Source organism: Neorhizobium sp. 2083 (genome assembly GCF_031455615.1).
GTDB lineage: Bacteria > Pseudomonadota > Alphaproteobacteria > Rhizobiales > Rhizobiaceae > Neorhizobium.
In genome coordinates, this window is the sequence record NZ_JAVDTC010000001.1 from 1,458,863 (window position 1) to 1,478,892 (window position 20,030).

19 protein-coding genes are annotated in these 20,030 nt (G+C 64.0%); 5 read left to right on the forward strand and 14 right to left on the reverse strand.

What is annotated here, in order from left to right; translation table 11 throughout:
• Positions 1 to 1,083, forward strand: coding sequence for a chemotaxis response regulator protein-glutamate methylesterase (locus tag J2X76_RS07515; protein ID WP_310214450.1), 1,083 nt, complete (start codon positions 1 to 3; stop codon positions 1,081 to 1,083).
• Between the two features lie 116 nt (positions 1,084 to 1,199).
• Entirely contained in the window at positions 1,200 to 1,904 is a 705-nt protein-coding gene (locus tag J2X76_RS07520; RefSeq protein ID WP_310214453.1) for a ParA family protein, read from the forward strand.
• Here the strand turns inward: J2X76_RS07520 and J2X76_RS07525 are convergent, their stop codons facing one another.
• From J2X76_RS07525 to J2X76_RS07565, 9 genes are all read right to left on the reverse strand, one after another.
• Entirely contained in the window at positions 1,905 to 2,951 is a 1,047-nt protein-coding gene (locus J2X76_RS07525) for an NAD(P)-dependent alcohol dehydrogenase (RefSeq protein WP_310214456.1), read from the reverse strand.
• 75 nt (positions 2,952 to 3,026) lie between these two features.
• Complete coding sequence (locus tag J2X76_RS07530) at positions 3,027 to 3,767, reverse strand: SDR family oxidoreductase (protein ID WP_310214459.1); 741 nt, start codon at positions 3,765 to 3,767, stop codon at positions 3,027 to 3,029.
• Between the two features lie 80 nt (positions 3,768 to 3,847).
• The gene (locus J2X76_RS07535) at positions 3,848 to 4,294 is read right to left on the reverse strand and encodes an aconitase X swivel domain-containing protein (protein WP_310214462.1); all 447 of its coding nucleotides are present in this window, start codon (positions 4,292 to 4,294) and stop codon (positions 3,848 to 3,850) included.
• Positions 4,294 to 5,565, reverse strand: a complete 1,272-nt coding sequence (locus tag J2X76_RS07540) for an aconitase X catalytic domain-containing protein (RefSeq protein ID WP_310214465.1) — start codon at positions 5,563 to 5,565, stop codon at positions 4,294 to 4,296. Before J2X76_RS07540 ends, J2X76_RS07535 begins: the two co-directional genes overlap by 1 nt.
• A gap of 10 nt (positions 5,566 to 5,575) precedes the next feature.
• Entirely contained in the window at positions 5,576 to 6,913 is a 1,338-nt protein-coding gene (locus J2X76_RS07545) for an FAD-dependent oxidoreductase (RefSeq protein ID WP_310214467.1), read from the reverse strand.
• Between the two features lie 200 nt (positions 6,914 to 7,113).
• Entirely contained in the window at positions 7,114 to 8,022 is a 909-nt protein-coding gene (locus J2X76_RS07550; protein WP_113130180.1) for a LysR family transcriptional regulator, read from the reverse strand.
• 95 nt (positions 8,023 to 8,117) lie between these two features.
• Complete coding sequence (locus tag J2X76_RS07555) at positions 8,118 to 9,725, reverse strand: acyl-CoA dehydrogenase family protein (RefSeq protein ID WP_310214470.1); 1,608 nt, start codon at positions 9,723 to 9,725, stop codon at positions 8,118 to 8,120.
• 5 nt (positions 9,726 to 9,730) lie between these two features.
• The gene (locus tag J2X76_RS07560) at positions 9,731 to 10,492 is read right to left on the reverse strand and encodes an SDR family NAD(P)-dependent oxidoreductase (RefSeq protein ID WP_310214473.1); all 762 of its coding nucleotides are present in this window, start codon (positions 10,490 to 10,492) and stop codon (positions 9,731 to 9,733) included.
• Entirely contained in the window at positions 10,489 to 12,345 is a 1,857-nt protein-coding gene (locus tag J2X76_RS07565; protein WP_310214477.1) for a feruloyl-CoA synthase, read from the reverse strand. Before J2X76_RS07565 ends, J2X76_RS07560 begins: the two co-directional genes overlap by 4 nt.
• A 134-nt stretch (positions 12,346 to 12,479) precedes the next feature.
• Between J2X76_RS07565 and J2X76_RS07570 the strand changes: the two genes are divergently transcribed.
• From J2X76_RS07570 to J2X76_RS07580, 3 genes are read left to right on the forward strand one after another with little or no spacing between them, the layout of a single operon-like run.
• Entirely contained in the window at positions 12,480 to 13,274 is a 795-nt protein-coding gene (locus J2X76_RS07570) for a crotonase/enoyl-CoA hydratase family protein (RefSeq protein ID WP_113282791.1), read from the forward strand.
• Between the two features lie 12 nt (positions 13,275 to 13,286).
• Positions 13,287 to 13,742 carry a MarR family winged helix-turn-helix transcriptional regulator gene (locus J2X76_RS07575; RefSeq protein ID WP_113130184.1) on the forward strand — a complete coding sequence of 152 codons (456 nt, stop codon included), beginning with the start codon at positions 13,287 to 13,289 and terminating at the stop codon, positions 13,740 to 13,742.
• Positions 13,743 to 13,767: 25 nt separating this feature from the next.
• Entirely contained in the window at positions 13,768 to 14,643 is an 876-nt protein-coding gene (locus J2X76_RS07580; protein ID WP_310214481.1) for an amidohydrolase family protein, read from the forward strand.
• A gap of 117 nt (positions 14,644 to 14,760) precedes the next feature.
• Here the strand turns inward: J2X76_RS07580 and J2X76_RS07585 are convergent, their stop codons facing one another.
• The 5 genes from J2X76_RS07585 to J2X76_RS07605 all read right to left on the reverse strand — a co-directional run bounded on the left by J2X76_RS07585 (position 14,761) and on the right by J2X76_RS07605 (position 19,996).
• Positions 14,761 to 15,774 (reverse strand): LacI family DNA-binding transcriptional regulator, encoded by a 1,014-nt coding sequence (locus tag J2X76_RS07585; protein ID WP_310214483.1) that lies wholly within the window; start codon positions 15,772 to 15,774, stop codon positions 14,761 to 14,763.
• Between the two features lie 7 nt (positions 15,775 to 15,781).
• On the reverse strand, positions 15,782 to 16,621 hold the full coding sequence (locus J2X76_RS07590; RefSeq protein ID WP_310214485.1) for an ABC transporter permease subunit: 840 nt from the start codon (positions 16,619 to 16,621) through the stop codon (positions 15,782 to 15,784).
• The gene (locus J2X76_RS07595; RefSeq protein ID WP_310214488.1) at positions 16,618 to 17,439 is read right to left on the reverse strand and encodes an ABC transporter permease subunit; all 822 of its coding nucleotides are present in this window, start codon (positions 17,437 to 17,439) and stop codon (positions 16,618 to 16,620) included. The genes J2X76_RS07590 and J2X76_RS07595 overlap by 4 nt, the downstream gene beginning before the upstream one ends.
• 247 nt (positions 17,440 to 17,686) lie before the next feature.
• Positions 17,687 to 18,820: an extracellular solute-binding protein gene (locus J2X76_RS07600; protein WP_113130188.1), complete on the reverse strand. Its 1,134-nt coding sequence runs from the start codon at positions 18,818 to 18,820 to the stop codon at positions 17,687 to 17,689.
• 42 nt (positions 18,821 to 18,862) lie between these two features.
• A complete protein-coding gene (locus tag J2X76_RS07605; RefSeq protein ID WP_310214490.1) occupies positions 18,863 to 19,996 on the reverse strand; it encodes an ABC transporter ATP-binding protein in 1,134 nt (377 codons plus the stop codon).
• Positions 19,997 to 20,030 lie beyond the last annotated feature (34 nt).

Genomic DNA, 20,030 nt, shown 5'->3' on the forward strand with positions numbered 1-20,030 from the left:
ATGAGCGGCAAAATCCGAGTTCTGATCATCGATGACTCCGCCAGCGTCCGCCAGACCCTGACGTCCGTCCTGTCGGCGGACCCGGATATCGAAGTCATTGGGGCGGCCAGCGATCCCTTCATGGCGGCGCGCAAGCTGCGCGAGGAAATTCCCGACGTCATCACGCTCGATGTGGAAATGCCGCAGATGGACGGCATCACCTTTCTGCGCAAGCTGATGTCGCAGCATCCCATCCCGGTGGTGATGTGCTCGTCGCTGACGGAAACCGGTTCGGAAACGTTGATGCAGGCGCTCGAAGCCGGCGCCGTGGACGTGATCCTGAAACCGAAGATCGGCGCGGCCGACCATCTCGCCGAATCCGGCGAGCGGATCCGCACCGCGGTCAAGGGAGCCGCGCGCGCACGGGTCGGCCGGCTGCGGCCGTCGCGCATCGGCGAAGGCAGCACGACAGCCAAGCTGACGGCCGATGCGGTGCTTCCGCCGCCCAAGATCGGAGCCATGGCCAAGACCACCGAAATGGTCGTCTGCGTCGGCGCCTCGACCGGCGGCACCGAAGCGCTGCGCGAGCTTCTCGAAGCCCTGCCGGCCAACTCCCCCGGCATCGTCATCGTCCAGCACATGCCGGAAAAGTTCACCGCCGCTTTCGCCAAGCGCCTCAACAGCCTCTGCGAAGTCGAGGTCAAGGAAGCAGTCGACGGCGACCCGGTGTTGCGCGGCCATGTGCTGATCGCGCCCGGCGACAAACACATGCTGCTCGAACGGCGCGGCGCGCGTTACGAGGTCTCGATCCGCTCCGGCCCGCTCGTCAGCCGCCATCGGCCCTCGGTCGACGTGCTGTTCCGGTCGGCCGCCCGCTCGGCGGGCGCCAATGCGATGGGCGTGATCATGACCGGCATGGGCGACGACGGCGCCCGCGGCATGAACGAGATGCATCAGGCCGGCGCCTATACGGTGGCCCAGGATGAAGCGTCATCGGTGGTCTTCGGCATGCCCAAGGAAGCCATCGCCCATGGCGGCGTCGAAAAGGTCGTACCGCTCGAACAGATCGCCCGGGAAATCCTCGCCGCCGACCGTCGGCGGTAAGATCTGCCATCCAAATTTTTACGCCTCGTTAACCATGTTTGGCAAGAATGGGACAACGCATCATGAGGGTGCGGTGAAAGAGCGATTTGACGCTCGTAGCCGGACAGGGACCCACGATGCCAGTCATTACCTTTGCCAACACCAAGGGCGGAGCAGGCAAGACCACCGCCGTACTCCTTCTTGCCACCGAACTCGTTGAGCAAGGCTACCGCGTCACCATCCTCGACGCCGATCCGCAATACTGGATCACCCGCTGGCACATGCTTTCGCCGCGCAACGACAAGCTCAACGTCATTTCCTACGTGACGCAGGCCTCGATCGACCGGCATATTTCCGAGAACCGCCACAAGACCGATTATTTCGTGCTCGACCTGCCGGGCGCGCAGAGCCCGCTGCTGGCCAAGGCGATCGGTCTTTCGGACCACGTGCTGATCCCGATCCAGGGCTGCGCCATGGACGCCCAGGGCGGCGCCAACGTGCTCGAACTGCTGCGCTATCTCGAAGAGAAGGCCAATCTGCGCGTGCCGCATTCGGTGGTGCTGACCCGCGTCAACTCGATGGTCACGACCCGCGCCCTGCTCGCGGTCAAGATGCTGCTCGCCGAACGCAAGGTCGAAGTGCTCGACACGCCGATCATCGAGCGCGCCGCCTTCCGCGACATCTTCGATCTCGGCGGCACGCTCTACACGATGGACGAGAATCGCATCAGCAATCTCGACAAGGCGCGGCAGAACGCCCGCCTGTTCGCGCTCGAAATGCTCCGCCGCGTGCCGCTTCACAAGCGCGCTGCGGCTTCCGGCCGCTTCATCCGCGCCGCCTGATCAGCCCTTGCCGTTCAGCACGATCTGCAGCTTGACATCCGAAGGATGTCCGGCTGCGGCGCGCTCGAAGGCCTTGATCGAATCCCCGAAATCGAAGGTGCCGGTGATCAGCGGCTTCAGGTCGACCTTGCCCGAAGCGATCAGCTCTAGCGCCCGGTCGAAGATGTTGGCGTAGCGGAACACCGTCTCGATGCGCACCTCCTTGGAGATCGCGCTCGCCACGTCGAACGGCACCGGCTCGACGGGCAGGCCGACCAGAACGAAGGCGCCGCCCGGCCGCACCAGGTCGAACATGCCGGCATAAGCCCGCGAGCTGCCGCTCGCCTCGAATACGACATCCGCACCCCAGCCGCCGGTCTGTTCCGCAATGACTTCCGCGAACGGCCGTTCGGTGATGTTGACGGGGATGATGCCCGAATAGCGCCCGGCGATCTTCAGCTTGTCGGGGCTCAGATCCGAGATGAAGACGCGGGCGCAGCCGCCGGCAAGCGCCGCCAACGCCACCATGATGCCGATCGGGCCGGCGCCGATCACCGCCCCGACATCGCCGGGCTGGATGCGGGCACGGCTCGCGGCCTGCATGCCGATCGCAAACGGCTCCACCATGGCCCCTTCCGCAAACGAGACGTTGTCGGGGAGCTTGTAGGTAAAGGCGGCGGGGTGAACGACTTCCGGCGTCAGCACGCCGTGGATCGGCGGCGTCGCCCAGAAACGGACGTCCGGATCGACGTTGTAGAGACCGAGCTTGGAGGCGCGCGAGGAAAGGTTCGGCACGCCGGGTTCCATGCAGACACGGTCGCCGACCTTCAGGCTCCTCACCTCGCTGCCTATCTCGACGACGATCCCGGCCGCCTCGTGGCCGAGCACCATCGGTTCGCGCAGCACATAGGGGCCGATCGCGCCGTGGGTGTAATAGTGCACGTCGCTGCCGCAGACGCCGACCGTATCGATGGCGATCTTCACGTCGCCCGGCCCGACCTCGGTCGGGAGATCGATCTCCCGCAGCGAGAGGACGCCTTTTTTCTCGAGCACCAGTGCCTGTTGCATGGGATGTTCCTTCATATTCCATTTTGACGCTGGCCGAGTTTCCGGGCGGGATCAAGGCGAACGCAGGCCGCGCTCTCAGCCGCGGCCTGCGTAGGGCATGCCGTTTGCCATCACCGTCATGAACAGGACATTGGCCTCCAGCGGCAAACCGTCCATGTAAAGCACGGCATCAGCCACATGTTTCGGGTCCATGACCGGCTCCACGGCGGTGGTCAGATCGGCCTGCAGAGCGCCTTCCTTCATCCGCACCGTCATCGGCGTGTCGGCATTGCCGATATCCACCTGGCCGCAGACGATGTTCATCGCGCGCCCGTCGAGCGCGATTTGGCGGGTCAGGCCGGTGATGGCGTGTTTGGTGGCGGTGTAGGCGGCCTGGTACGGGCGCGGCACATGCGCCGAGATCGAACCGTTGTTGATGATCCGTCCGCCGCCCGGGGTCTGCCGCCGCATCATTCCGAAGGCAGCGCGGGCGCAATAGAAGGCGCCGTTGAGGTTCAGATCGATGACCTCCCGCCAGGTCTCGAGCGGCAATTCGTCGATCGGAACGGCCGGCGTGCCGCGGCCGGCATTGTTGAACAGAAGGTCAAGCCGGCCATAGGCCTCTTGCGTCGCCGCAAACAGAGCATCCACGGCCGCCGGATCGGTAACGTCGGTCGGAACGACCAGCGATTCGCCGCCGGCAAGATCCGCCGTACCCCGCAATTCGCTCTCGCGCCGGCCGGCAAGCACGGTTCTATAGCCTGCTTTCAAAAGCCCGATGGCGACGGCCCTGCCAACGCCCGAACCGGCACCGGTTACGATTGCCACTTTCGACATGTCCACTCCTCCTACCTTGGTGGTGGACGTTATAGTCGGCTATCGGCGCGGGCGTCGAGTGGCATGTCCGAGAGAGAACGTCACTTGAGGGATTTCTTGGTGACGGTCACCGTGCCGGCATCGGCATCGACCACGACCCAGTCGCCGGTCTCGATCACATCGAGCGGGTCCTGGTCCAGCTCGGTGATCGCCGGAACGCGGGTGACCACGGCGCCGAGCGCGATCTTGGTCGTCATCCGCGTAAAAATCATCGCCGCCGGCTGGACGCCATTCAATCGCGTCATGTGGAAATAGGCCGACCAGCCGGAAGAGCCCTTGGCGCCGGGGAAAACCAGGATCTTGCCGGCAAACGAGACGCCGCGCATCTCGTGCCGCCGCTCGATCACCGTGCCGGTGCGCTCGTTGATGCCGCCCCAGCCGGAGATCGTCTCGGTCGTGACAAGCGCCTCGCCCTCGGCGCGGCCGGCCACCACTTTGCGGCCCTTGAGTTCGATGATTTCGGGTTTTGCGTCGGTCGAAATATCCATCAGGCCCTCCCGTTCCACTGGCCGGTCAGGGCCGCATCGACGCAATCGCTGACCGAGCCGAACCAGCCCTGCACGCCGGTGATCGCCGGCAGGTAATGCGCCTGCTTGGCGGAATCGGTGGCGATCACCTTGGTTCCCGCCGGCAGGCGGCGGGAAATGGCGGGACAGGTGTCGCTCATGACGACGCCGCCCGCTTCGCGGATGGCGTCGATATAACCGTTGCGCTCGGCGACCTGCTTGATCGCCCGCGGCGTGTGCACCCAGAGCTGCACGTCCGAATGGATCCTCTTGTTCTCCAGCATATGGGCGATCAGCGCCATCTGGTCGATGGAATTGTGCGGACAGCCGAGCATGATGAAATCGACCTTCTTTTCGGTCGAGCTCTGCAGCTTCTCATAGGTCTCGCGCCGTTCCCTGGCGCCGTAGCGGAACGTGCCCTTGACCTTGCGGCCGCCGAAGGCTTCCTCGATCGAATCCGCTTCCGGGGTGATGCCCGGAATATGGTACATCTCGACCCCGCCCGACGAAGCCGCGGCTGCGCCAAAATGCTTGAGCTTGATCAGGTCGGGCTGGCGGCCGATACCCTTCAGCACCGGGATCTCCTCGCCGATCACTTCGCCGATGTAATAACCGAGCAGGCCCCAGTCCATCATGTCGTCGACCTCGATATCGAGCTCGACCAGATGGGTGCCGCGGCGGTTTTCGGTGATGTGGAAACCCCAATAGGGAATGCGGCCGGTCAGCGCGGCCGCCCCGGTGCTTTCCTTGCCCTCGACATTGGTGCGGGCACCGAGAACCGAATTGCAGTAAATGACGGCCGACGATTCCATCCAGGCGCAATGCTCGCCCTTCACCGGCACGTTGCCCACCTGATAGGGCGTGCAGGTGGCGAACATATTGACACCGCGCCGCCCCAGGTACTTTTCATTGGCGCGCTGCATATCGACCAGCGCCTTGTCGACGCCCTGCAGTTCCCAATTGTCGTTGTCGATGCCGGTGATCAGCTGGCAGGTATGCGCCACCATGTGCGGCACCTCGACCACTTCGTCGCTGTCGAGGTTCAGCTCGGAATAGACGTGCTCCATGCCCTTTTCGGCAATCGCCTGCACCGAGGGCGTCGAGGCGTTGAAGGCGCCGGCGACATTGTTGGTCTCGACCAGCCGCTCGGCGCCGAGCGCCTCGCCGTAGCGGACGAGCAGGTCCATGGCCCGCGCCTTGGCGCGGCCGTGTTCGCCGTCATACATAGCCTTTTCGTGATCTGTCAGGTTCATCGCGTCCTCCTCACGATGCGGCACGCATCTCTTCGTCCGTCCATCGATAATGCTTCTTTTCGACATTGTCGGAAACCCGTTCGCGCAATGCCGCGAGATCGATCTGGTGCACGCTGCCGGTTCCGGCGAGGTCGAGCGCGTTGGCGGCGGCCATGCCCATGGCGATGCAGGGACCCATGACCCGGATGCTCGAAAGGGCAGCGGAATCCGCATCGACGCAGCGGCCGGCGGCGGCGATGTTGTCGCATTCGTCCGGCGTCAGGCTGCCGAGCGGGATGTAATGGGCATGCTGTTCGTCGAAGGTGATCCAGTGGTGGCCGTCGCCGTGGTCGTGCAGTTCGATCGGCCAGGCGGTGCGCGCGACTGCATCGTCGAACCTGGTGCCGGCCTTGATCTCGTCAACGGTGAGGTGATGACTGCCGGCGATCCAGCGGGTCTGGCGGATGCCCGGCAGGCCGAAGGAGCGGATGCGGGCATTGCCGAAACATTCCGGGAATTCCGTCTTCAGGAACTCCACGGCGCGCGCCGCCTGATCCTTGCCTTCGAGCGCCTTTTTCGACGCCTCGACCGGATCGAGCGGCGTTTCCACATGGGTCATGTTCATGGCGGCGATGCCGCGGCCGGGAATGGTGAAACCTAGGCCTTCGCGGCGCAGCAGGCCATAATTTGCCGCCTTTTCCTTCATCCGGTCGGCGATCTCATAACGGGTCGGCTGCCTGGCTTCGTCGATGTTTTCCAACACCACCATCTGGGTGCCGAAGACGCCGCCCTTTTCCGGCTGGCGGCAAGCGAAACCGGCCTGCCAGACGAGCGCGGCATCGCCGCTCGCCTCCACCCATCCGGTCGCCTCGATCGAGACGCCGCCGTAGCGGGTCATGAAATCGGTCTGGACGACGCGCCGGCCTTCCACATGCACGTCGAGGATCTGCGCGCCAAGCACGACCTCGATACCGGCTTCGAGAATGCTCTGTTCCATCCAGCGGCCGAGGACGACCTCGTCGTAATAAACGACCGTCGTGTTCGGCCCGTGGCGGTAATAGATCGACCGGTCCTGGCTTTCGAGATGGGCGAGCAGCTTGTCGGCGACACCGTAGGTGAACTGGTAGCCATGCGTACCGTTCGAAAACAGGCCGCAGAAGGTGGCGATGATCGAGTTGACGGCCTGCCCGCCGAGCGCCGCCTGGCCATCGACGATCACCACCTTGCGGCCGAGCCGGGCTGCCTCGAGCGCGGCGGAAATCCCGGCGATGCCGGCGCCGACGACGCAGATATCCGCCTTGAGCTTGCGGAACGGCGCCGACTTCTCGCGCCTGACGATCCGCGTCTCCCTGCTCAGCGTTTCCGCCATCAAAGCCTCCCACAACAATGCCGCGCCCTCCAGGCGCTTCGGCAATGATCGTAACCCAAGCCGCATCGCCTTGAACCCGGCAAGTGATGCGATCAGCTTTCTTGTTTTGAGAAAGATAACGGCCGGGAATCTCGGTGGCATGGCGTCAAACAGAACGGTCGGCACGGGCGAGGAAGCTGCCGACGCTTTCGGGGACGTTCTCAGAACGCCGGAATGACCTGATCCGGCACCCCTTCGGCGAACCGTTTCTGCACGTAGGATACGAACTCCGACACCACGACCTTGTTCATCTTGATCCTGGGCACGGAGGCCTTCACCCAGAGCGGCTCGACCGGGAATTCCGGCATGACCTCCTGGAGCAGGCCGCTATCGAGATCCGATTGCGCGAGGAACCTCGGCAGGATCGCCAGGCCCAGCCCCTGACGGGCGGCGGCGAGCAGGACGCGGCTGTCATTGGCGGTGAAATTCGAGGTGATTTCGACGTTGAGCGTGCTCGTCTCCATCTGAAAGGTCCAGGTCGTGCCGATCGTATGGAAGGTGATGCATGCGTGGCCGACGAGTTCGGTCGGCATCTTTGGTCGCTTTCGGCTGGCGAGATAACCGGACGAGGCACAGAGAACACGTGGATAGGGACAAAGCGGGTGGTCTATCACATAGGCATAGGATTGCGGCAGCGCACCGATCGCCACGTCGAACCCCTCTTCCAGCGGATTGACCGAGCGGTCGATCAGCACGACCTCCATCTTTACCCGCGGATTGGCGGCCTGGAATGCGGCGCAGATATCCCCGAAGAACATCGAGGTGAGCGTCGTCGGCGCCTTGATGCGCAACGATCCGGTCAGCCCGAGCTCATGCGTATTGGGCGTCGCCAGCGTCTCCTCGATCTCGCCGACCAGAAGCTGCAGGCGCGGCCGCAGCCGCTCGCCGTCGAGGGTGAGCGCCAGCCGCCTGGTGGTGCGTACGAAAAGCTGGGTGTTCAGATGCTCTTCGAGCCGCTTGACGCGCTTGGTGATGACCGAGGTCGCGACGCCCAAGTCACGGCCGGCGGCGGAAAAACTGCCGGCGCGGGCGGTTGCCAGGAATGCGCCGATGTCGAGAAGTATGTTCACTGTCTTTCTCGTTTCGAGAAAAAGTCCTGACCGGCATCACGCACATATTTTCCGCGGTTTCGCAACTCCCGCCGCATGGCGCGCAAGCGGTCGGCTCAGCCGCAGCGGGCGCTATGGAATGCGAACTGCGCGGAAAGGCTTTCCACCGCCCTCGTCTCGGACATGCGCAGCGCCATCCAGGCCGAAACCGCCGCCCAGGCGGCCCGCATGTAGCTGTCGGCGCGGTAGAGGGCCGCATCCGGATCGGCCTGCATGGCGCTCATCCTGTCGCTCAACAGCTCGAACCCGTCGAGGATGGCGAGGACGGTATCCGACGCCTGCGGGTGCTCGGCGGAATAGGCGTCGATCTCGTCGCGGGCCTTCTGCAGGAAAAGCGCGAGCCCCCTGCCCTCGTCGCGCCAGAGGCGGCGGGTCAGGAAATCCAGCGCCTGCATGCCCGTGGTGCCCTCGTAGATGGTCATGATGCGGGCGTCGCGCAGATATTGTTCGAGCGGCCAGTCGCGGGTGTAACCGACGCCGCCCAGCACCTGGATCGCCGCATTCGCCGTCTCGAAGCCCGCCGCCGCGCCAAAATTCTTGATCAGCGGCAGCATCCAGCCGGTGAAATCGTCGAGCCCGGATTCGGGCTCCAGCCTGGCGATATCCATGGTCGTGGCAAGTTCGAGAATGGCGGCGCGCAGGATTTCGGTGGAGCTGCGGATTTCATATAGCTGGCGCTGCACATCCGGATGGCTGGAAATCGGCACCGGCGGCTGGTCCGGCCGGCCGCCCTGGCGGCGTTCCCTGGCATAGTCCTCGGCGACATCGGCGGCCGCGGACGCGATGCCCAGCCCCTGGCAGCCCGTCAGCAGCCGCATCAGCTCGATCATGGTGAAAAGCTGCGGCAGGCCGCGACCTTCGCGGCCGAGCATGATGCCACGCGCGTCTTCGAACCGCATGGCGCAGGTGGGCGAGCCGTGCAGACCCATCTTTTCTTCGATCCGATCGACCGAAACGCCGTTCGGCCCGCCATCGACGAGGTTCGGCACCAGAAATAGGCTGATGCCTCGCGTGCCCGGCTCTCCGTTGGTACGGGCAAGCAGGCAATGGCCGATGCGATCGGCCATGTCGTGGTCGCCGAAGGAAATCCAGATCTTCTGGCCGGTGACCAGCCATTCGCCATCGCGCAACTCGGCTTTGGTGCGCAGCCGGCCGACATCGGACCCCGCTTCGGGTTCGGAAATGCAGATCGTCGCCGCCCATTCGCCGGTGGCGAGCTTCGGTACCCATTCGTTTGCGGTCGCCTCGTCGGCCGCTTCGGCCAGAAGATGGGCTGCCGCACGGGTCGAACCCGCCGCCATCATCAGCGCCACGCAGCCCCGCTCGAACAACGGCGAGCAGGCGGCATGCAGCGTGAGCGGAACAGACTGTCCGCCAAATTTTTCGGGGACGTCCATGCCGAGCCAGCCGGCCTGCGCATACTGCCGGAACGCATCGGCAAACCCGTCCGGCGTCTTGACCCGGCCGCCGACGACCTGCGCGCCGATCCGGTCGCCCACCGCATTCAGCGGCGCGAGCACGCCCTCGGCAAAGCTGGCGGCCTCGTCGAGGATCGCCGCGAGGGTCTCGTCGTCGCAATCCTCCCGAAGTTCCTTGAGCCGATGCCAGCCCGGCGTCAGGGCGAGAAGTTCCAGTGTCCGGTCTGCCTGATCCGCAAACGACATGATCGTCACCGCGGCTGCATGCGCAGCGCGCCGTCGAGCCGGATCACCTCGCCATTGATATATTGGTTCTCGATCACGAACCGCACCGCGTCGGCGAATTCACCGGGATCGCCGAGACGCGAAGGATAGGGGATGGCTGCTGCAAGGCTATCCTGCGCTTCCTGCGGCAGCTCGTATAGCAGCGGCGTCAGGAAGATGCCGGGAGCAACCGTGTTGACGCGGATGCCGAAGCGGGAGAACTCGCGTGCCGCCGGCAAAGCCAGCGAAACGATGCCGCCCTTGGAGGCCGCATAGGCTGCCTGACCGACCTGCCCCTCGAATGCCGCGACCGAGGCCGTGTTGACGATCACGCCGCGCGCCTTGTCGTCGCGCTCGGGCAGGCCTGTCATGCGCTCGGCGGCAAGCCGCATCATGTTGAACGTGCCGATCAGGTTGACGCGGATCACCCGCTCGAAATCGGCAAGCGGCATAGGACCGTTCTTGCCGACAATGCGCCCCGCCGTGCCGATGCCGGCGCAGTTGACCAGGATGCGCAAGCCGTCACCGGCCTTGGCGGCAACGTCGAGCGCTCTTGCCGCATCATCCTCGCTGGTCACGTCGCCCGAAAGCGCCACGCCGCCGATCTCGCCCGCGACCTTTTCGGCCGCCGCCTGGTTGCGGTCGAAGACATGCACCAGGGCACCGAGCTTCGCGAGCAGCCGTGCCGTCGCTTCGCCCAGCCCCGATCCGCCGCCGGTGACGACAGCGCTGGTTCCGTCGATCCTCATGCCGCCCGCTCCTTGCTAACCTTGATCACGCCTGGCGCATCCGCATACAGTTCCTCGACGAGATCGCCGCGATGGGCGAGCACGGCGCGCTGGTTGATCGACCCCTTGTCGGTTACTTCGCCCTTTTCGAAGCGCAGCGGCTGGGTCATCAGCATGATGCGCATCACCCGCGTCGCCGAACCGCTCGACTGGCGCTGGTGATCCTTCAGCCGCTCGGCAATCGCTGCCCTCACCTTCGGATGGGCAACCACCGCCTCGTCGGAAAGATCGGTTTCACCGCCGATCAGTTCGCGCAGGGCCGGCATGAAGGGAACCGCAAGCGCCCCGAGCTCGGCCCGGTTCTCGCCGGTGATGACCGCATCGCGGATCAGCCCGCCGAACTGGTTGACGAGCTGGGCGCGCAGGACCCCGACCGCCACCCAGGTGCCGGTCTGCAGCTTGAAGTTCTCCGCCGTGCGTCCGTCGAAGTAGAAACCCTGGCGCGGATCGCCGGGGACGGCAAATTTCACCGCATCGCCGATCCGGTAGAAACCTTCCTCGTCGAAGGCTTCCCTGGTCAGCTTCTCGTTGCGCCAGTAACCCGGGGTTACGTTCGGGCCCTTGAGGCGCAGTTCATACTTGTCGTCGATCGGCACCAGCTTCATGGTAACGCCCTGGCCGGGAACGCCGATATTGCCGGGCTTTTCCTGCGGGTCGGTGCAGAAGATCGCGAACGGCGCGGTCTCGGTGGAGCCGATGCCGGTGCCGAGCGGCACCTGTTCGCCGATCGTCATTTCGGAAAGCTCGATCAGCGCGTCCCAGGTATGCTGCGCCATGCCGGCGCCGGCATACATGAGCAGTTTCAGGTCCTTGAAGAAGGTTTTTCGAAGCCCCTCGTCCTCACGCATCGCCTGGATCAGCATCTCGTAACCGGCCGGCACGTTGAAATACCAGGTCGGAGAGATTTCCTTGAGGTTGGCGATCGTCTGGGCCATCAGCGCCGGGCTCGGCTTGCCGCGGTCGATGTAATAGGTGCCGCCGTTATAGATGGCGATGTTGAACACCTTGTTGCCGCTGGCGGTGTGGTTCCAGGGCGCCCAGTCGACCAGAACCGGCGGCTCGTCCCGGAAATAGGAATAGCAGTCGGTCACCATTTCCTGATTGGAGCAGAGCATGCGCTGGGTCTGGATGACCGCCTTGGGCGAGCCGGTGGTGCCCGAGGTGAACAGGAATTTCGCCACCGTATCCGGCCCGACCGCATCGAAGGCCCGGTCCACGGCTTCGGTCGGCTCGGTCTTGAGAATATCGTCGAGGAGATAGGTATTGGGCCGGTCTTCGGGCAGGTTGTGCATCCCGGCAAAGGGAATATCCGCTCCGAAAGCCGTATCGACGGCCTTGCGGAAGGCCCCCGCATCGTCGGCGAAGATCAGGCCGGGGGTGATCTGTTTTGCGATATCGTACAGCTTCGAAAAATCGGAGGAGATCGTCGCATAGGCCGGCGCGATCGCTGCGGACGGGATACCGACATGCTGGGCGCCGAGCGCCATCAGCGCATGTTCGATGGAGTTTTCCGAAAGGATGACCAGCGGGTTTTCGGCCGAAAGCTTCATGTCCAGCAGGAACTGGCCGATGCGCCGCACCTGATCGAGCGCTTCCGCAAAGCTCACCCTGCGCCACTCGCCCGCCCCCTCGCGATCGGCCATCCAGGTACGGTCGGGCGCGGTTTTCGCCCAATGGACCAGCCGCTCGTTGATTTTGTCGGGATAGGGACCGAGCGGATCCTCCCGCCAGACCACGAATTCGCCGTTCGGCCGCTCTTCCCAGCCGACCACGGGCGACCACAGCTTTACGTCACGCACAGGTTTGGCGCTCATGACTTCTCCTCCCAGACGTCAATGCTCCCTCTCGGGCTCCCAAAATTTGTTTACAAAGAAACAATCTCCATGTAAACGATCAAAAACTGATGACGGGCTATGGGAGTGTCCGTTGCTGGAGGAGAATGCATAAAATGGCCGATCAGACGGCAACCAGCTTCGTAACCTATGAGCTCAAGGGCAACATTGCCCATATAGGTCTCAACCGACCGGAAAAGCGTAACGCGATCAGCGACCGCTTTGTCGAGACGATCGCGGAAAACATCGCGCGTGCCGAAAGCGAGGCGAAGGCCGTCGTGCTCTTCGGACATGGCGATCATTTCTGCGCGGGGCTTGACCTTGCCGAACACGTCAAGAAAACGCCGATCCAGGGCGTACACGGTTCGCGCCGGTGGCATGCGGTATTTGCCGGCATCGAGCACGGCACGATCCCGTGGATCTCCGCCCTGCATGGCGCGGTCGTCGGCGGCGGCCTGGAACTGGCGTCTTCCACCCATATCCGCGTGGCCGACAAGTCCGCCTTCTTCGCGCTGCCGGAAGGCCAGCGCGGCATTTTCGTCGGCGGCGGCGGTTCGGTGCGCGCCGCGCGGCTGATGGGCGTCGCCCGTATGACCGACATGATGCTGACCGGACGGGTCGCCTCGGCTGAAGAGGCCGAGCGCTGGAACCTTGCGCAATACGTCGTCGAAAAGGGCATGGCCCGGCAGAAGGCGCACGAACTTGCCGAAGCGGCCGCGAGCAATGCGGAAATCTCCAATTACGCGGTCATCAACGCACTGCCGCGCATTCAGGACATGGCGAAGGAAGACGGGCTTTTCGTCGAGTCCTTCATTGCCTCGTTTACTGCCACCAGCCCGGAAGCAGAGGAGCGTCTGCGCGCGTTCCTCGAAAAACGCGCCGCAAGGCTGAAGGCGCCGGGTTCGGCATAAGGGGACTGCTCGATGGACATGCCGATCCGCACGGCAGACGAGGTCGATCTCGACCGGCTCAATTCGGCGCTCGGCTTCCTGATGCGGCTGGCGCAGCTCAAGATCTACGAGCGGTTTTTCGAAGAGGTCGGCGAGCACAACCTGAAGCCCGGAGAATTCTCCGTGCTTTGGGTCATCCTGCACAATCCCGGCATCCGCCAGAGCGTGCTCGGCCAAAGGCTGATGATCAAGCGCGCCCATATGACCAAGCTCATCCGGGCGCTGGAGGATCAGAACCTCGTTTCCAGACGAATCCCGGATGGAGACCGCCGGGCCGTGGAGATCACACTGACCCCGGAAGCGGTCACCAGGGTCGAGCAGGCGAGCCAGTGGTTCTTTACCTATGAAGCTTCGGTCGGCGCCAATCTTACCGCCGACGAGCGCCGGCAACTGACGGCCCTCCTGCAGAAATTCGTGGGCCTGGACTGAATTTAAGGATCGGGAGGAGCTGACCTTGAACATCGACGAGCTGATCGCCATCGACATCCACACCCATGCGGAAGAGCCCTGCTGCAGCCCGCGTGACGATGGTTACGACGAATTTCAGGCCGGCATGGCCAAATATTTCAAGAACCCGGCCGGCCACAAGGGCATGCTGCCGACGGTCAACGAAACCGCCGTCTATTATCGCGAGCGCAAGATCGGCTGCGTGATATTCCCGGTCGATGCAGAGCGCGAGACCGGTTTCCGGCGTTACAACAACGAAGAAGTGGCGATGATCGCCGCCGAGAACAGCGACATCATGATCCCGTTCGCCTCGATCGACCCCGCCAAGGGCAAGATGGGCGCCCGCGAGGCGCGCCGGCTGGTGCGGGAATTCGGCGTCAAGGGCTTCAAGTTCCACCCGACCATGCAGGCCTTCTATCCGAACGACCGGATGGCCTATCCGCTCTACGAGGCGATTGCCGAAGAAGGCGCGATCACGCTGTTCCATACCGGCCAGACGGGCGTCGGCGCCGGCATGCGCGGCGGCATGAACATGCGGCTCAAATATTCCAATCCGATCTATCTGGACGACGTGGCGGCTGACTTCCCCGACATGCCGATCATCCTGGCGCATCCCTCCTTCCCCTGGCAGGAAGAGGCGCTGTCGGTCGCCACCCACAAGCCGAACGTCTATATCGACATGTCCGGCTGGTCGCCAAAGTACTTCCCGCAGATCCTGGTGCAGTACGCCAACTCGATCCTGAAGCATAAAATGCTGTTCGGCTCGGACTGGCCGGCGATCACGCCCGACCGCTGGATGGCGGACTTTGCGGCGATCTCGATCAAGGAGGAAGTGCGGCCGCTGATCCTCAAGGAAAACGCCCGCAAGCTTTTGAAGATCTGACTTTTTCGTCATGCTCGGGCCTGTCCCGAGCATCCGCAAACGTTCAATTCATGGGCGTGGATAGATCCTCGGCACAAGGCCGAGGATGACGGTGGGTATGCATTGGGAGCTTGTAACTCAAGCAGGGACGAAGCTCTTCCGCACCACCAGTTCAGGGATGACCCGTTCGTAACCCGGCGACGCATCCGGGTTTTCCAGCCGCCGCTCCAGAAGCTCGACCGCCCGCAGCGCCATGGTGATCGGGTCCTGGCGGAAGGTGGTGAGGCCGTAGCTCAGCCAGGCCGCTTCCGGCACGTCGTCGAAGCCGATCACCGCCACGTCTTGCGGAATGCTAAGCTTCGCCTCGATGCGGATGAAATCCATGACGCCAAAGGCGATCTGGTCGTTGGCGCAGAAGATGGCGTCGGGGTGTTCGCTGCCGGCAAACAGTTCGCGCGCGGCCGCAATGCCGCTGTCATAGTCGGAATCCGGCCCGCCGGCAGACCGGACTTCGGCGCCGAGCGACCGCGCAGCCGACAGGAAAGCGGTTTCACGCTCGGCGATGCTCGGCGTTCCCGATTGCGAACCGACCACGGCCAGACGGCGCCGGCCGGCATCGAAAAAGGCATTGGCGGCATTGCGCGAGGCCTCGGAATTGCCGGCGCGAACGTGATCGGCATCGGGCTCCGAGCGGCCGATCACCACCAGAGGCTGGCCGTTGCGCTGCGCAAGTTCGAAGAAGCTTGCCGGCGGCGAGCCGGACAGGATGATCGTCGCCTCGGCGCGGTGGCCGATCAGCATCTTCTGGGCGGCCAGCAATTCCTCTTCCGCCTGCCCGGTATTGATGAGGATCGGGATGCTGCCGCGCTGGATGAGCGCTTTCGCAAGCGCCGCCGTCAGGTGGGCGCGAAAGCCGAGTTCCGGCTTGGTCGCAACGATGCCGACCAGCCGGCTCTGGTTGGCGAGCACGCCGCGGGCGAGGTCGTTGACGTGATAACCGAGTTCTTCGGCCGCCCGCAGCACCTTTTCGCGCGTCGCCGGCGCGACGCTTGCGCCCGGCGTGAACGTGCGGGAGACAGCCGAGCGGGAGACGCCGGCGAGCCGGGCGACCTGTTCGGCGCTGACGAAGCGCATCCGTTTTTCGTCCTTCATGCTCTCCTCAATGTCCCACGCGCGAAAGGACGTCCGCCTTCAGGAATCGCTCCACGATCAACATGAACACCAAGGAGGGAACGAGCAGCAAGAGGGCAGTGATGGATGCGATCTGATAATTACCGCCGGCAGCGGTCGTATAGAGCAGCAGCGGCAGCATGTTGACATCAGGCGCGCCGACGAAATAGCTGCCGGTGAATTCGTCGAGCGATTCAAGGAAAACGAAGATGGCGCTCGCCATCAGCCCGGGAGCTGCGAGCGGCAGCGTCACGTCGAGGAAGGCCCGGAAGGCGCCGGCACCGAGATTGCGCGCCGCCTGTTCGAGCTCCGCGTCGATGGCCGAAAAGGCGGCCGTCGCGATCCACACCGCATAGACCAGGCCATGCGAGACGTGGACCAGCACGACGCCCGGAATGGTGCCGTTGAGCCTGATCTCGTAAAAGATACGAGCGATGTTGACGTAGACCGTCAGGTTCGGAAAGGCCTGCGGAATGAGGAAGGCGAGCAGGATGAGGCCGCGCAGCGGCAGTTTCAACCGCGCCAGCGCATAACCGGCCGGGATCGCCAGAGCCAGCGAGACGAAGACGGTGAGCAGTGCCACGATCAGCGAATTGGTCAGCGATTCCATCGCCCCGCCGCGGGGAGCAAACACTTTTGCCCAGGAGCTGAATCCGTATTCCAGCGGCAGGCTGTAGGGGAAATACCACTTCTCCGCCACCGTCCAGAGCAGGAGGTTGAAGAGCGGCCCGAAGATGAAGAAGGCCATCAGCCCGAAGACGATGCCGCGCGGCACCCACCACAGGGCGGCAAGAGGATTGCGCGGTGCGGAATTGGGGGCGGCGGTCATGCGCGCTCCTTGAGGCTGGCGCGGAGATAGATCCATGCGACGGAGGAAGCGAGCACGAGCGAGATCAGGCCGAGCGCATTGGCGACGCCGTAGTCCCCGTAGGAATTGACCCGGAAGGCGATGTCGGCGGTCAGCATGGTCGGCGACTGAGCGTTGATCATCAGCGGCACGGAGAGAACCGACATCATGGTGACGAAGGAGAGGATCAGGCCGACCGTCAGCGTCATCGCCACCTGCGGCACGACGATCTCGACGAGAAGCCGCAGCCGCGAGGCGCCGAGATTGCGGGCCGCCTCGATCGTGTCGCGGTTGATCGAGGCCATGGCGCCGGCGACCAGCAGCGCCACGAACGGCGTCTGCTTCCAGACAAAGGCGATGACGATGCCGCGCCAGTCGAGGAAACTCACCGCATCCAGCGGCGTCAGCAGGCCGAGGTTGATGAAAGTGTTGTTCATCATGCCGTTCTTGGCAAGGAACGTGCGCAGGATCTGGCCGACGACGATGAAGGGAATGAACATCGGCCAGCGATAGAGCCAGCGCAGGATGGCGACCGCGACCGGATGTTCGCCGAGCGTCAGGTAACCGCCGATGGCGATCGAAGCCAGCCCGATCAGCACGGTCGACAGGCTGACGATCACCACGGTGAAGATGATGTCCTTGGTATAGAGGTCGAATGTCTTGGTGAAATTGCCCCAGCCGAAAGCCCCCTCCACCTGGAAGGCGCCGACCGCCGACATGATGAGCGGCAGGATGAAGAGGAAGGCGATCACCGCAAGTGCCGGCAGCACGAGAAGAAGGCCGAGAAGGCGTCTGGACATGGTTCAGGCTCGATGGGGTCTCATGGGCGGCTGTCTCTTTCGTGACGGCCAATGCGGATGGAATTGCCCCTCACCCTAACCCTCTCCCCGTTCCGACGGGGAGAGGGGACGTGCCCCGCTCCACGCTTGAGAGAAACGGAGACGTTGCAGCCTGCGTCCTTCTCCCCGCGAGCGGGGAGAAGGTGGCGGCAGCCGGATGAGGGGCATTTCCTATGCGATCACAACCTCCGAAGAGGCAATACTGTGTTTACTTCACGGACTTTTCGTAGGCTTCGAGGATCGCGGTGTTGTAGGGCGCGATCGGGAAGGGCTTGCCCTTGGCGGCAAGATCAGCCGGGGAGATGTCGACGAACAGCTTGTTCCAGGTCGCGTCGTCGAGTTCTCGTCTGACGTTGTCAGCGTCGATGCCCGGATACCAGTTGAAGCGCTTGACGATGCCTTCGGCCTGGACCTTCGGGCTGGTGGCGAGAGCGATGAACTTCTCGGCCAGGGCCTTGTGGGTGGCCTTTTCCGGCATGACGTAGTGCATCGGCTGGCCCGGCATGCCCGGAGCCGGCAGGACGAGCTTCATGGTCGGCGGCAGCTGGCCGCTGGCCTGCCAGGAGTAGAACATGTCCACCCAGACCGGACCCATGGCGATTTCGCCGCGCGACAGGAGGTCGAGCGTGCCGGCATTGCCGGGCGTCAGGGTGGCGTTGGTAGTGAAGTCGGCGAGGCTCTTGAAGGCCGCATCCCACTTCTTGGTTTCTTCTTCCTTGAACGGGCCGTTCATCAGGGTGTTGGCGTCGCCGCCGCCGAAGGCGTAGATCCAGCCCATGACGAAGGAGACGCCGGAAGCGCCGCCCTTGATGCCGTTGTAACCGAACTGCTTCGGATGAGCCTTGGCCCAGTCGGCGAGCTCGGCATAGGATTTCGGCGGGTTCGGAACGAGCGCCGGGTTGTAGGCGATCGCGGTCTGGCTGTTGAACATCGGCATGACGTAGCCGTCGACATTCGAGCCGAGCGCCATCTTGGCGTTGGCGCGGGTGACCAGCTTGCCGGTGTCGATATCGCCGCGGTACTTGTCGAGGTAGTTCTTGGTGACCATCGGGCCGACGAACTTCTCATGCACGACGGCGACGTCGACATCCCATTTTTCAGCCTTTGCCGCGGCCTGAGCGTCGAAGCGCTCGAGGATCTTCTGCGAGCCGGCGTCGCCGGGGCCGGTGCCGACGGCGCGAACCGTGTTGCCCGGATAGGTCTTTTCGAAAAGCGGGCCGAGATACTGGTTGATGTAATCGACCATGTTCTGGTCGCCGGCGGTCGCAACCGTCAGCTCTTCGGCATGAACCGGCAGGGCTGCGAAAGCGACGGCGAAGGCTGCGTAGGACATCTTCTTCATGGGTGCTTCTCCGTGAGTTGAAAAGGCAGAGGTATCTAAAGATCAGGCGTGGACTTTCCCGGACGCGGCCCGGGAAATGGATGAGACCGAAGCAGCCTCCGGCGAATTGAACAGGAACAGCGCCTCGGCCGGCACGAACACACAGACGCTGGCGCCCGGCGCGAAAGCCTGGTCCGCATCGGCCATGATCTCGTTCTCACCGAGCCGCACCACGTGGCGCCAATGGCCGCCGGGATAACTGACGGCAGCGACCTCGCCCCGGAAGGTGATGCCCGGGCCGATCACAGCGAGTTCGTCGGCGGCAAACAGGCGGGCGGCCTCGGGACGGAAGCGAGCCTCGACCCGGCCGGCAGCCAGCGGACGGCCGGCAATCGGCACATTGCCCGCGGCATTGGCGAAGCCGGCAGCGATCATGAATTGATCGCCCTGCGGCATGCCATTCAGGAACACCACATTCTCGGCGCCCATGAAGGCGGCGACAAAGGCCGAGGCGGGACGGTTATAGACATCTTCCGGCGTGCCCTGCTGGGCGATCCGGCCGGCATTGAGGATAACGATCCGGTCGGCCATCACCATCGCCTCCTCGCGATCATGGGTGACGTGGATCGCGGTGATGCCGAGGCGCTTCTGCAACGCCCGCAGCTCGTGGCGCACAGTCAGGCGGATGCGGGCGTCGAGGTTGGACAGCGGCTCGTCGAGCAGCAGGATTTCCGGATCGATGGCGAGCGCCCGGCCGAGCGCGACGCGCTGGCGCTGGCCGCCCGACAAAGCCTGCGGCTTGCGCGCCTCCAACCCGTCGAGGCCGAGCAGCGACTGCATGGCGGCGACGCGGGTGGCGATCTCCTGGCGCGCGACACCCTTCAGCTTCAGGCCGTAGCCGATGTTCTGCGCCACGGTCATATGCGGCCAGAGCGCGTAGGACTGGAAGACCAGCGCCATGCCGCGCTTGTCCGGCGGCAGATGGGTCACGTCCCGATGGCGCACCTTCACTTCGCCGGCCGATGGGCCGATGAAGCCGGCAATCAGGCGCAGAAGCGTGGTCTTGCCGCAGCCGGACGAACCGAGCAGCGCCACGAACTCACCCTTGGCGATCGACAGGTCGATATCGGTCAGAACCTGCGTGGCGCCATAACGGCTGGCGACCCCGCGCAATTCCAGAAAACCGTCCCGTTCCATCGAACCCCCTTTTGCACAGCCGTGCAACATTGCT